This is a genomic window from Nocardia jiangxiensis NBRC 101359 (assembly GCF_000308615.1).
Taxonomy (GTDB): domain Bacteria; phylum Actinomycetota; class Actinomycetes; order Mycobacteriales; family Mycobacteriaceae; genus Nocardia; species Nocardia jiangxiensis.
Window position 1 is genome coordinate 22,234 of record NZ_BAGB01000063.1, and the last position, 11,862, is coordinate 34,095.

The following is an 11,862-nucleotide window of genomic DNA, read 5'->3' on the forward strand; positions in this document are numbered from 1 at the left end:
CGACCTAGCAGTTGTCGGCGCCCGACGATGACGGATCGTTCGACATGGCGAAATTCAGCTGCAGTGCGCGCCGGACCGCCGACAGATGATGTCGCATCGCCGCCGCGGCCGACTCCGGATTGTGAGTGCCGATCGCGGCGAGGATCGCCTCGTGTTCCTTGACCGACTCGAGCCGCGGATTCGTGCGATCGGCATTGCTGTACTGCCGCACGACCAGGGGGTACAGCAGGCTGTCGACGAACCTGGTGAGGGTGGACTGCCGCGCGGCCTGCCGGATCTGCTCGTGGAACCGGTGATTGAGTCGCACGTACTCGTCGCGCCCGCCGGGCTTCTGCTGGTCCCACATGCGCCGACAGGTCTCGGTCATCGCCGCGATGTCCTCGTCGGTGGCGCGTTCGGCGGCCTTGGCCGCGAGCGCCGCCTCGAGTACGGCGCGCGTCTCCAGGATCTCGACGGCCTCCTCCACCGTGAACGAGCGGGTGCGGGCGCCGCGGTTCACCTCGGTGGTGACGTACCCCTCCTGCGCGAGCCGCGCGAGCACCGAGCGGACCGTGCCGCGCGAAACACCGAGCTGCGTGGTGAGCTCGGATTCGGTGAGGCGGGAGTCGGGCGCGTAGTGGCCGGATATGATCAGCGCGCGGAGATCCTGATATGCCTGGGCGGTCCGGTTGGCGACCGAATCCGCGCCGACCTCGTTACCCACGGACACCACCATGGCGCGATACCTCCCCGCGATTCGGGGGCAACGTTCACAATGCCATGTTGTTCAACAACACTGGAGCGTTGCCCTGTGATTGCCCGGTCATCATCCTGCGTGAATTGGACCGACCGGATACTAGTGTTCAGTATTGTTGCACAATATGTCCGTTTTGCGCGAACGCAGCAGCGATCGAGCCCCGGCGTTCCGGGCACCCGATCGCCTGCGTGCGCGCTTATTTCTTGATCAGCGCCAGCGCGTCGGCCTGCACCGACAGATCGGTATAGCTGTCGTAGGCGAGGACCTTCGTCTGAGTACCGCTGGCAATGTTCTGTTTCTGGATGAATTCCGCCTTCTTCTCGGGGAAGTCGAGGGTGGGCGAATAGCAGCCGTTCTGGTTGATGAACTGCCATTCCTGTTCACCCTCGGCCGCGGAACCCCCGGCGCCCGTGTACGCCTGCACATACGGGTCCTTGGATTCGGGCGTTCCCAGGTAGGCGAACAGCTGCGCATAGCCCGCCAGAACCTTCACCAGGGCGGAGCGTTTCTTGGAGATCGCCTCGGTCGAGGCCACCGCCGCGTTGTTCATCCACAGCGGAAGCTCCTCGTTCACTGTGGCGATCATCCGGGCGCCCTGCTTCGTCGCGAGCGCCTGGTTGCCGACCTGCCCGTAACCGCAGTCGACCTGTCCGGCCAGGGCCGCCTTCAGCGAATCGGCACTACTGCCGACATTGCGGAAGGTGGCACCGTCCTTGGAGATCCCGTATTTGGCGAACAGTGCGGCGAATACGGCGTACAACTCCGCCCCGACCGCACCGACACCGAGCGACTTGCCACCGAGGTCGCGCACGGAGGTGATCTGCGGATCCTTGGTGAACAGGGCGCTGGTGGACACGACCTGCGTGCCGCCGACGACCTTGAGCCGCATCCCCTTCTCGATCCCCGGGAGTATGCCGATCAGCCCGCTGGTCATGGTGAGGTCGGACGACCCCGACGCGACGGCGGCGAGAACCTGATTGCCGGCGCTGACGTTGGAGATCTTCGTCTTCACCCCGAGCTTGTCGAAATACTTTCCGTCAGTGAGCAATTGGTTGAGCGCGACGGCCGCGGTGGCGGAGGTGTTGATGATCGAGATCGTGTTGGGATCACTACCGCAGGCGGCCAGCAGCCCCGCCGCGCCCACCCCGGCGGTGAGACCGAGAAAGCCGCGACGCGACAGGCGTCCGAGCGGACGCTGGACATGCGTCGTTGCATGATTCATTACTACTGTCTCCGAGTCCAGGTGAGATGGGGGCGAGAACTAGCCGGCGAGCTGGGGATAGATCCGGGCCGCGGTGCCGCCGAGAATGTCGACACGCTGCTCGGGGGCGAGTTCGGCGAGAGCGCCCTCGACGAAGGCGCGCAGTTCGGCGAGCGAACCCGCGGACGCGGGGAAGTTCGAACCCCACGCGATCCGCTCGGAACCGAATCCCTCGACCAGCCGGGCGATCAGCTTGGCCGGATCACCGTCGGGCTCGGCCGCGGCCCGGCGGATCGTGATCGGGGTGATCTTCAGGAAGACGTTCGGGAACCCGGTGAGCTCGAACAACTCACTCAGGACCGAATACGGCGGTCCCCCAGCAAGATTCGGCCGGGCGCCGTGATCCAGGGCGACGACCAGTCCGGGATGGCGACGCAGGACCGACGCCAGAACCGGTGCGTGCTCGGAGTGCATCTGGATGCACACCGGGATCCGGTCCGCCTCCAGGCGCGACCAGGCCGGTTCCAGCCGGGGATCGTCCAGGCTCGCGGCATTGTTGACCGCCGTCGTTCCGTCGGCCGCCCGCACGCGCACCCCGGCGAAACCCCGCTCGCCGATCCAGTGGTCGATCCGTTCCAGGGCGTCATCGGCGACCAGGTCGATCGAACCGACGCCGATCAGCCGGTCCCGGTGATCGGCCAGCGAGTCGGCGACATAACTGTTGTCGAATCCGTACATCGTCGCCGCCTGCACGACGGCCGCCTTCTCGATCCCGGCCTCATCGAGCGAGCGCAGCAACTGCTCGAGCGTCACGGGGCGCTCCGAAGACCAGGTCGACCGGTTGCCACCGAGCGGACGGGACGGATAGCGCTCGGTGTCCGGGGAAATGATGTGTGTGTGCAGATCGAAGAGTGTCATCGTCGTCCTTACTTCGGTCAGTCGCGCCACGGCGCGGCGATCTTCTCCAGCCAGCGAGCCACACCGGTGAGCAGGACACCGATCAGCATCAGGGTCAGCACCGGGACCAGCATCGAATCGGTCTGATAGGCCGCGCCGTAGGTCTGGATCCGCCCGCCGAGTCCGGAAATACCGGTGAAGAACTCGGCGGCGACCGTACCGATCAGCGCACGGCCGATCGAGATGCGCAGGCCGGTCATGATGAACGGCACCGAACTGGGCAGGATGATCTTGCGGAAGACCTGCCCTTCCGAGGCCATATATGCCCGGCTGACATCGAGCACGTGCTGATCGACCTCGTGCACACCGGCGGCGGTGTTGAACAGCATCGAGAACACGGTCAGCATGAACACCACGACGACCTTGGACTCGACCCCGAGGCCGAACCACACGATCACCAGCGGGATGATCGCCAGCAGCGGGGTCGCGTTGAGCGCGCTCATGATCCATTCGACCGACGACGCGACCAGCGCATATCGCCCGATGATCAGACCGCCGAGGACGCCGACGACCACACCCAGCACCAGCCCCATGGCCAGAATCTCGAAACTCTGCCCGATAGCGGTGAACAGCGTTGCGGAGGTGACCTGGTCCCAGGCCGCCGCGGCGACAGCCGTCGGGCAGGAGGTGAACAGCGGGTTGGCCTGTCCGATGATCTGCCAGCTGATCAGCAGTACCGCGGCCACGGCCAGCCGCAGCGCCCACACCAGGCCCAGGCGGCGCAAGCGTGCCTGACGCTGCTGCTGGGCCCACTCGCGCTCCTCCGCGGTGGGCTCGTCCGACGCCCCGGTTCCCTGTGCTTTCGCAGATCCGCGAACCACACTCTGAATCGTCGTCATTGGTCGCCTCCAGCTCGGATTTCGCGAGCCACGATGTCGCGGGCCTCGAGGAACGCGGGATCGGACTTCACCTCGTCGACCGAACCGCGCGTGCCGAGGTTCACATCGATGATCTTGTGCACGCGTCCGGGATGCGGCAGCAGCACCAGGATCCGATTGCTGAGGTAGACCGCCTCGTCCAGGTCGTGCGTGACGAACATGATCGTCTTGCGGGTGGTCGCCTGCAGTTGCAGCAGTTCGGCCTGCAATCCCTCGCGAGTCTGGGCGTCCAGGGCCGAGAACGGCTCGTCCATCAGCAGGATCTCCGGATCCACGGCCAGCGCTCGCGCGAGTCCCACGCGCTGTTGCATACCGCCCGACAGCTGTTTGGGGTAGTACCGCTCGTAATCCTTCAGACCGACGAGTTCGAGAGCCTCGCGCGATCGCGCCAGGCTCACCTCCTTCGCGGTCTTCTTGAGTTCCAGGCCGAACTGCACGTTCCGCAACGTGGTGCGCCAGGGCAGCAGGGATGCCTGCTGGAAGACGATGGCCCGGTCGTGGCCGGGTCCGCTGACGTCCCGGCCGTCGACCCGGACCGCTCCGGCGTCGGGTTTGAGCAGTCCGCCGATAATGCGCAGCAAGGTGGTCTTACCGCAGCCACTGAGGCCGACGACCGAGACGATCTCCCCCTCGTTCATCTCGAAGGAGATGTTCTTCAGCACCTGGACGAACCTGGCGCGCTTGCGGTCGGCCATCGACCGGAAGCTGCGCGACACCCCATCGACCGACAGCTTGGCCGGTTTCACCGCCGACCGCGGCGCCGTCGCGGCCGTCATCGCTCGCCCAGGTAGCGGTTGTAGTCGGCGAACAGGTCCTCGACGGTGGGCTTGTCGCTGATCAGATGCTGCTGGGCCGCGTAGTCGATCGACAGTCGCAGCGCTTCGCGGATGCTGCCGGTCAGGCCGTGGCCGTATCCGCGCGGACCCGGCTCGGACTTCGCTGTCCACGCGTCGATCTCCGCGGCGAAGGCGTCCAGGACATTGCGCACGGCGTCGGGGTCCTCGCGCAGGATCTCGGTGCGCACGGTCAGCAGGTGGTTGATCGGCACCGTCTCGTGCCGCTGGTACCAGGCTTGCTCGACCGTCTTGTAGTCCTGGATCAGCGGTTCGAGCGGCGCGTCGGCGGGCACCGCCTTCGGGCCCATCACGACCGCGGCGATATCGCCCGAGCGGGCCAGATCGACCAGTGAGCCGGAGGTTCGTTCGACATTGGCCGGTTCGAGGTATTCGGCGACGTGCGGTCCCTCGGTGGTGACCCAGGCGATGTCGTCGGGGTCCACGCCGTAGTCCTCGGCCAGTACCCCGCGCACCCACATCCCGGTGGTCTGCGTGTAGGCACGGACGCCGACTCGCTTGCCCGCCAGGTCTTTCGGGTTGTCGACCGGACCGCCGACCAATCGGCAGATCGACCGATGATGGAAGTTGCCGTGCAGGGACAGCGGCAGCAGGCTCAGTTCCTTACCGGCCTCGCGGGCCTGTAGGTAGGTCGCCAGCGCCAGTTCGGAGAAGTCGAACTTCAGCTCTCGCACCATCGGGGCGAACGCCCGATGGATCGGTTCGATCTCCGGGAATTCGACCTGGACGTTCTGCGGTGCACGCTCGCCGGACTTGATCGCCGTCGTATAGAGGTAGTCGCGAACCGCCGCTGTGTAGGTCTTCACTGTCCACCAGCCTTCCAGTGCGTTTCGTGCGTGGCCCGGCCGTCGTCCGTGATCGCGCCGCGCGGGGTGACCGCATGGGGACGTGACGTGCTGAATCCGATTCGAGGGGTGGGCGAGGTCGAACCATCGCTCTCAACGCAGATTGTCTAACAAGATGTGAGATCAAGCTAACACCGTTTCGGCATCACGGCAAGTATCTTGCCGCACTAGACGCTCCACTGCTAACGTGCCTAGAAAAGTTGTTAAACAATCCAGGCAATTGGGAGGCAGTACCCTCCCAGCCGCAGAACCATCTCCGGCGTCCGTCCGCAGCCGCGCTCACCCCGTCCGACGCCGCCCGAGCCAAGCGAGGTCCTTTGCGTTGATCACGATCACAGAAGACATAGACGTCCCCGTCCCGACCGACCGCGTCTGGGAGGTGATCTCGGACCCGCCGCAAGTCGTCGGCTGCATCCGGGGCGCGGAACTCGGCGAATCCCACGAGGACGGTTCGTTCGACGGGGCCATGGTGGTCAAGTTCGGCGCGGTGCGAGTGAAATTCGGCGCACGCATCACACTCGATCTCGACGCCGAGACCCGAGAGGGACACCTGACGGCCCGGGGTAACGACGGGCAGGGCGCGACGCGGTACAAGGCCAATGCCACCTTCGGCGTCTCCGAGGGACCGACGGCCGGAACGTCCCGGGTGAGCGTGCGCGGCGAGATCACCCTGACCGGCAAGCTCGTCCCGCTGATCGAAGCGGGTGCGGGAGCGGTCATCTCCCGTATGACGAAGGACTTCGCCGACCAACTCGTCCGCCGCTGCGCGGGCGATGAGGTGGTGGCCGCCGCCGCGCCGGTCCGCCGATCCTTCTGGGCGCGCCTGGGCGACTGGTGGCGACGGATCACCCAGAAGCAGCGGACCAGGCAGGAGGTCGCTCGATGACGAGGCTGAACAGTGTGATCGGCGCACTCGAATCGGGCGGACACGCGTTCGCGGCGTTCGCCCCGCCCGAGCCCGCCGCCGCACTCGACTTCGCGACCAGCGACTACGACGGCCTGGTGTTCGAGTCCGAGCACAAGCCTTGGGATGCAACGACTTTGCGGGACACCCTGCAATACCTGCTGAATCGCCGGCGGATCTTCGAGGGCGAGACGCTCGCTCCCTTCCCCACCCCGCTGGTCCGGGTTCCGGTCAACGGCGCGGAATTCGGTCAATGGCATGCCAAGCAGGCCCTGGACCTGGGCGCCTACGGCATCGTGTGGCCGCACATCTCCACGGTCGAGGAGGCGCGCAACGCCGTCGCCGCATGCCGGTATCCGCGACTGCCCGAGGCCGAACGCTTCGATCCGCCGGGTCTGCGCGGTGACGCGCCCGCCGCGGCCGCCCGCTACTGGGGGATCTCCAACACCGAGTACTACGCCAAAGCCGATGTGTGGCCACTGGATCCGGACGGCGAGATCCTCTGCGTCATCCAGATCGAGGATCAGCTCGGCATCGAGAATCTCCCGGACATCCTCGAGCAGGTGCCCGGCATCGGCCTGATCCTCATCGGCGAGGGCGACCTCAGCCAGGAACTGGGCATTCCCCGCCAGCTCGACCATCCACTGCTGAACGAGGCCAGGCAGCGGATCGTGCGGATCTGCAACGACCACGGCGTCGTCGTCGGACATCCGCACGTCACCACATCCAACGTCGAGCAGGTGCTCGACGAGGGCTACCGCTTCCTGATGTCCGCGCCGGTGCGCAGTTACCCCGGCCTCGAACTCGGCCGCAAACTAACCGGCCGCTCCTGATCAGCACAACTGGAGACTTTCATGATCATCGACTGTCACGGTCACTTCACCACTGCCCCACCCGCACTCGGGAAATGGCGCGAGCGCCAGATCTCCTCGTTCGAGAACTCCGGCGCGCGCGTCTCGCCGAGTGAACTCGAGATCAGCGACGAGGAGATCCGCACCGCCATCGAACAGGGACAGCTGAAGCTGCAGATCGAGCGCGGCACCGATCTGACGATCTTCTCGCCGGGCGCGGGAAAGATGGCGCACCACTACGGCGATGCGCAGACCAGCCTGGTGTGGTCGCAGGTGAGCAACGACCTGATCGCCCGAGTCTGCGGACTGTTCCCGGACCGGTTCGTCGGCGCGTGCCAGCTCCCGCAGTCCCCCGGTGACGCACTGGCCGAATCCGTGCGCACCTCGGCGGTGGAGCTCGAGCGCTGCGTCACCGAACACGGATTCGTCGGCTGTCTGCTCAATCCGGACCCGTCCGACGGATATTGGCAGGCGCCGCCGTTGACCGACCGGATCTACTACCCGCTCTACGAGAAGCTGGCGGAACTCGACGTGCCCGCGATGGTGCACGTCGCGATGTCCCGCAACCCCGCGATCCAGGGCACCTGCGCGCACTACCTCAACGGCGACACCTCGGTGTTCATGCAGCTGTGCCAGTCGGATCTGTTCCGCGACTTCCCGACGTTGCGGCTGATCATCCCGCACGGCGGCGGCGCGGTGCCGTATCACTGGGGCCGCTACCGCGGCATGATGATCGACCAGGGCCGCCCGCCGCTGGAAGAAGCGTTGCTGCACAACGTCTTCTTCGACACCTGCGTCTATCACAAGCGCGGTCTGGAACTGCTCACCGACATCGTTCCCGCGCGCAACGTGCTGTTCGCCTCGGAGATGATCGGCGCGGTCCGCAGCGTGGATCCGGAGACCGGACGCCGCTTCGACGACACCAAGGCGATTCTGGACTCCATCGACTCGATCACCGACCAGGATCGCGCGGCAATCTACGGCGACAACGCATTACGCGTCTTTCCGCGCCTGAGCACGGCGTTGCAGAACACGAAGCAGCAGGAGGTTGCGCAGTGAAGGTCTACGAAGCGCTGGCGAACGCTTTCGCCGCCGAGGGCGCGACCCACGTCTTCGGCATGATGGGCGACGCCAACATGCACTGGATGAACGCGCTGGCCGGGCACGGAACCCGGCTGTACGAGGTGCGTCACGAGGGCGCGGGACTGAGTATGGCGCACGGATTCGCCCGTGCCACAGGACGTCCCGGCGTCGTGACCACGACCAGCGGCCCCGGCACGGCACAGCTGGCCACCTCGATGATCGTGGCGAGCCGGGCCCGGATCCCGCTGGTCGCGTTCTGCGGCGAGACGTCGCTGGGCGACACCTCCGCCGTGCAGTATCTCGATCAGCGCCGGTTCGCCGCCGCGCTCGAGTGCGAATTCCTCCAGGTGACCAAGGCCGATTCGGCCGAAGACATTGTGCAGCAAGCCTTCTACCGCGCGCGGACCGAATCGCGGCCGGTGATGATCAGCGCGCCCTTCGACGTGCAGCTGCAGGAGTTCGAGGGCTTCAACGACTACGTCCCGTCCACCGATCTCATCCGGCCCCCGACGCTGCTGCCGAATCCGGAACGCATCCAGCGCGCCTGTGAGCTCATCGCGGCGGCCAAACGCCCGGTCATCATCGGTGGGCGCGGGGCGCGGGGCGCCGATGCGGGAGCACAGATCCTGGCCTTGCAGCGCCGCACCGGAGCGCTGCTGGCCACCACGTTGCAGGCCAAGAACTGGCTGTACGGGGAGACCGACTACCACGTCGGGATCGCGGGTCTGTTCGGCAGCAAGGTCGCGATGGAGCTGTTGCAGGAGGCCGACTGCGTGATCGCGGTGGGCGCGAGCCTCAATCACTACACGATCGAGAGCGGATATCTGTTCCCCGAAGCGAGTTTCGTGCAGATCGACACCGCACCGCACCTCGTGATGGGCAACGGGCGGGTGGCCGACTGCTACGTGCAGGCCGATGCGATCAGCGGCCTGACCGAGCTGACCGCCGCCCTGGATGCCCGCGGCGTCGAGCTGGAGGGCTTCCACACCGCCGAGGTGCACCGCCGGCTGACCGCGCCGCTGATCGATCCGGCCGAATACCGCAGCGGCAACGGCCTTCTGGACCCGCGCGAGGCGATCGCGGTGATCGACGCCGAACTGCCCGGCGAGATCGGGCTGGTCCTGGGCAGCGGGCATCAGACGGACTTCGGCACGATGCTGTTCCAGCGCTCGCGCGAAATCACCTCGAACTACGGCATGTTCGGCGCGATCGGCCAGGCCCCGCTGCTCACCATCGGCATCGCCGTCGCCACCGGTCGGCCGACGTTCGTGGTCGAAGGCGACGCGAGTTTCCTGATGCACCTGTCGGAGTTCGAAACCGCTTGCCGCTATGGGCTTCCCGTGCTCGTCGTCGTGATGAACGACGAGGGACTGGGCGCGGAATACCACAAATCGAAGGCCAAGGGCCTGAACGCCGAACTCGCGCTTATCTCCACCCCGGAGCTGGGCGCGGTGGCGAAATCGCTCGGCGGAAACGGTGCGACCGTCCGCGACACCGACGAGCTGCGCGCCGCGCTGGCCGAGTACGTCCGTGCGCCGGGGCCCACGGTGATCGACGTCCGGATCACCCGCGACGTGATGAGTGTGCCCTATCGGCGCATCCAGTACGGCGAGGACGTCTGAGCCACCCGGTCGAACCGACCACATCACATCCGAACGAAAAGGCAAGACATGAACAAGCTTTCGGTGGTCCTGGGAAAATACGCGCACGCGCAGCCGCTGCTGGACGGTGACGTCGCGATCGACGGTTACGCGGTGGAACCGGTCACGGTCGAACCCGTCATCGGCGCGTACCGGCGGATGATCCGCGACCTCGAATTCGACGTGTGCGAACTCGCGCCGACCTCCTATCTGATGGCACTACAGGCCGAGGTGGCGCTCACCGCGATCCCGGTGTTCCTCAACCGCCGCTTCCACCACGCCGATGTCCAGTGCAGTGCGAAATCCGGCATTCGATTCCCGAAGGACCTGGAGGGCAAGCGGATCGGCGTGCGCGCCTACACCGTGACCACCGGGGTGTGGGTGCGCGGCATCCTGCGCGACGAATACGGCGTCGACACCGATTCGATCACCTGGGTCGTGGACGACGACGACCACATCGAGGGCCGCGCGCCCTCGAACGTCGAGCGGGTCACCGACGGCCGATCGCTCGGAGAGTTGTTGCGCGCCGGGGATATCGACGCCGCGCTCACCGGCAACGCCGGAACCGGGCGCGCCGGCGCACCTGTCACCGGCTGGCAGGCCACGCCCGGGGAGCCCACCGGCGACGAGGGGCCGTACCCGCTGTTCTCCGAGCCCAACGTGCTCGCCACCGACTGGTATCTGCGCACCGGGATCTACCCGCTGCACTCGGTGATCACGATCCGCAGCGAACTCGTGCAGCGCGATCCCGAACTGCCGACCGCGCTGTACGCCGCGTTCGCCGAGGCCAAGCGCCGTCAGGTCGCGGCGGACCCGCAGTGGTCGGCGCTGCCGCGACTGGGTCGGCAGGCCGAACGGATCGGCGGCGACCCGATTCCCTACGGCCTGAAGGCGAACGACGCCAGCCTGCGCGCGCTGGTGCAGTTCTCCCGGGAGCAGGGCCTGCTCGACCCCGATTTCCCCGGCGAGCCGCCGAGCCTGTTCGACGACGGCAGCTACCCCGACGCCTGAGAGAAGAGATCAGCAATGGACATCATCGACACGCACTGCCACATCATCTCCGACGATACGACCCGCTACCCCCGCGCACCGCTGGGCGGCAAGCAGTCCGGCTGGGCTTCCACCCGCCCGGTCACCGCGGACGGTATGGCCGCCGCCATGGACGAGGCCGGGATCTCCCGGTCGGTGCTGGTGCAGGCCACGACCGCGTACGGCTACGACAACTCGTACGTGCTGGACAGCCGGGCACAGCGGTCCGATCGGTTCATCGCGGTGGGCACGGTGGACCCGTTGCGTCCCGATGCCGCCGACAACCTCGCCAAGGTCGTCGCCGACGACGGGCTCTCCGGGGTCCGGCTGTTCACCAGCGGCAGTACGGTGCCCATCCAGGGTGAATGGTTCGCCGCGCCGGAGACGTACCCGTTCTGGGAGAAGGCCACCGATCTCGGCGTCACCGTCTGCATGCAGATGCGCCTGGGCCCCGCGACCGCCCAGCTCGAGGAACTGCTGCGCCGATTCCCCTCGGTCTACGTGCTGCTGGACCACATGGGCTACCCCGATGTCGCGGCCTCCCCGACGGGCGCGGGCAAAGAGGTGGCGAGCCTGGCCCAGCACCCGGGCCTGCACCTCAAGCTGACCCACCGCACCCTCGAACCCCTGCGCGATGTCGGCAGGGAGGCAGCGGGTTTCCTGGAGCCGGTGCTGGCCGCCTTCGGCGCACACCGCATCGCCTGGGGCTCCAACCTGCCCGCCGCGGAACAGTCCCTGCCCGAACTCCTCGCCCTGGCCCAGGCCGTCCTGATCGACGTCCCGCAGGCCGATCGCGAGGAGATCTTCGCCGGGACCGCGCGTCGGCTGTACCCGGGTCTGACCGGACCTGCGTAGCCGCGAAACGACCTGCGGCCGTGGGCAAT

General features: G+C 66.8%; 12 protein-coding genes. 6 read left to right on the forward strand and 6 right to left on the reverse strand.

What is annotated here, in order from left to right; all coding sequences use genetic code 11:
* Positions 1-4 precede the first annotated feature (4 nt).
* The 6 genes from ON40_RS28305 to ON40_RS28330 all read right to left on the reverse strand — a co-directional run bounded on the left by ON40_RS28305 (position 5) and on the right by ON40_RS28330 (position 5,432).
* The gene (locus ON40_RS28305) at positions 5-715 is read right to left on the reverse strand and encodes a GntR family transcriptional regulator (protein ID WP_051193660.1); all 711 of its coding nucleotides are present in this window, start codon (positions 713-715) and stop codon (positions 5-7) included.
* Positions 716-932: 217 nt separating this feature from the next.
* Positions 933-1,958 (reverse strand): ABC transporter substrate-binding protein, encoded by a 1,026-nt coding sequence (locus ON40_RS28310; RefSeq protein WP_040827923.1) that lies wholly within the window; start codon positions 1,956-1,958, stop codon positions 933-935.
* 39 nt (positions 1,959-1,997) lie between these two features.
* Complete coding sequence (locus ON40_RS28315) at positions 1,998-2,855, reverse strand: amidohydrolase family protein (RefSeq protein ID WP_040827924.1); 858 nt, start codon at positions 2,853-2,855, stop codon at positions 1,998-2,000.
* Positions 2,856-2,872: 17 nt separating this feature from the next.
* Positions 2,873-3,733 (reverse strand): ABC transporter permease, encoded by an 861-nt coding sequence (locus ON40_RS28320; RefSeq protein WP_040827925.1) that lies wholly within the window; start codon positions 3,731-3,733, stop codon positions 2,873-2,875.
* The gene (locus ON40_RS28325; RefSeq protein WP_051193661.1) at positions 3,730-4,548 is read right to left on the reverse strand and encodes an ABC transporter ATP-binding protein; all 819 of its coding nucleotides are present in this window, start codon (positions 4,546-4,548) and stop codon (positions 3,730-3,732) included. Before ON40_RS28325 ends, ON40_RS28320 begins: the two co-directional genes overlap by 4 nt.
* Positions 4,545-5,432, reverse strand: coding sequence for an ABC transporter substrate-binding protein (locus ON40_RS28330; RefSeq protein WP_040827926.1), 888 nt, complete (start codon positions 5,430-5,432; stop codon positions 4,545-4,547). Before ON40_RS28330 ends, ON40_RS28325 begins: the two co-directional genes overlap by 4 nt.
* Positions 5,433-5,793: 361 nt before the next feature.
* Here ON40_RS28330 and ON40_RS28335 point away from each other — a divergent pair, with 361 nt between their 5' ends.
* The 6 genes from ON40_RS28335 to ON40_RS28360 are packed head-to-tail and all read left to right on the forward strand — an operon-like array spanning position 5,794 to position 11,833.
* Positions 5,794-6,357 carry an SRPBCC family protein gene (locus ON40_RS28335; protein ID WP_040827927.1) on the forward strand — a complete coding sequence of 188 codons (564 nt, stop codon included), beginning with the start codon at positions 5,794-5,796 and terminating at the stop codon, positions 6,355-6,357.
* Positions 6,354-7,208 (forward strand): HpcH/HpaI aldolase family protein, encoded by an 855-nt coding sequence (locus ON40_RS28340; protein ID WP_040827928.1) that lies wholly within the window; start codon positions 6,354-6,356, stop codon positions 7,206-7,208. The genes ON40_RS28335 and ON40_RS28340 overlap by 4 nt, the downstream gene beginning before the upstream one ends.
* Before the next feature lie 21 nt (positions 7,209-7,229).
* On the forward strand, positions 7,230-8,285 hold the full coding sequence (locus tag ON40_RS28345) for an amidohydrolase family protein (RefSeq protein ID WP_040827929.1): 1,056 nt from the start codon (positions 7,230-7,232) through the stop codon (positions 8,283-8,285).
* On the forward strand, positions 8,282-9,931 hold the full coding sequence (locus ON40_RS28350; RefSeq protein ID WP_040827930.1) for a thiamine pyrophosphate-binding protein: 1,650 nt from the start codon (positions 8,282-8,284) through the stop codon (positions 9,929-9,931). The genes ON40_RS28345 and ON40_RS28350 overlap by 4 nt, the downstream gene beginning before the upstream one ends.
* Before the next feature lie 48 nt (positions 9,932-9,979).
* Positions 9,980-10,960, forward strand: coding sequence for a substrate-binding domain-containing protein (locus ON40_RS28355; protein WP_040827931.1), 981 nt, complete (start codon positions 9,980-9,982; stop codon positions 10,958-10,960).
* A 15-nt stretch (positions 10,961-10,975) separates the two neighbouring features.
* On the forward strand, positions 10,976-11,833 hold the full coding sequence (locus ON40_RS28360; RefSeq protein WP_040827932.1) for an amidohydrolase family protein: 858 nt from the start codon (positions 10,976-10,978) through the stop codon (positions 11,831-11,833).
* The last annotated feature ends 29 nt before the right edge of the window (positions 11,834-11,862 follow it).

Excerpts from the sequence above, each read along its gene's own strand:
- ON40_RS28320 (WP_040827925.1), bottom strand. The coding sequence starts at position 3,733 with ATGACGACGATTCAGAGTGTGGTTCGCGGATCTGCGAAAGCACAGGGA.
- ON40_RS28315 (WP_040827924.1), bottom strand. The coding sequence starts at position 2,855 with ATGACACTCTTCGATCTGCACACACACATCATTTCCCCGGACACCGAG.
- ON40_RS28360 (WP_040827932.1), top strand. The coding sequence starts at position 10,976 with ATGGACATCATCGACACGCACTGCCACATCATCTCCGACGATACGACC.
- ON40_RS28340 (WP_040827928.1), top strand. The coding sequence starts at position 6,354 with ATGACGAGGCTGAACAGTGTGATCGGCGCACTCGAATCGGGCGGACAC.
- ON40_RS28325 (WP_051193661.1), bottom strand. The coding sequence starts at position 4,548 with ATGACGGCCGCGACGGCGCCGCGGTCGGCGGTGAAACCGGCCAAGCTG.
- ON40_RS28310 (WP_040827923.1), bottom strand. The coding sequence starts at position 1,958 with ATGAATCATGCAACGACGCATGTCCAGCGTCCGCTCGGACGCCTGTCG.
- ON40_RS28355 (WP_040827931.1), top strand. The coding sequence starts at position 9,980 with ATGAACAAGCTTTCGGTGGTCCTGGGAAAATACGCGCACGCGCAGCCG.
- ON40_RS28345 (WP_040827929.1), top strand. The coding sequence starts at position 7,230 with ATGATCATCGACTGTCACGGTCACTTCACCACTGCCCCACCCGCACTC.
- ON40_RS28305 (WP_051193660.1), bottom strand. The coding sequence starts at position 715 with ATGGTGGTGTCCGTGGGTAACGAGGTCGGCGCGGATTCGGTCGCCAAC.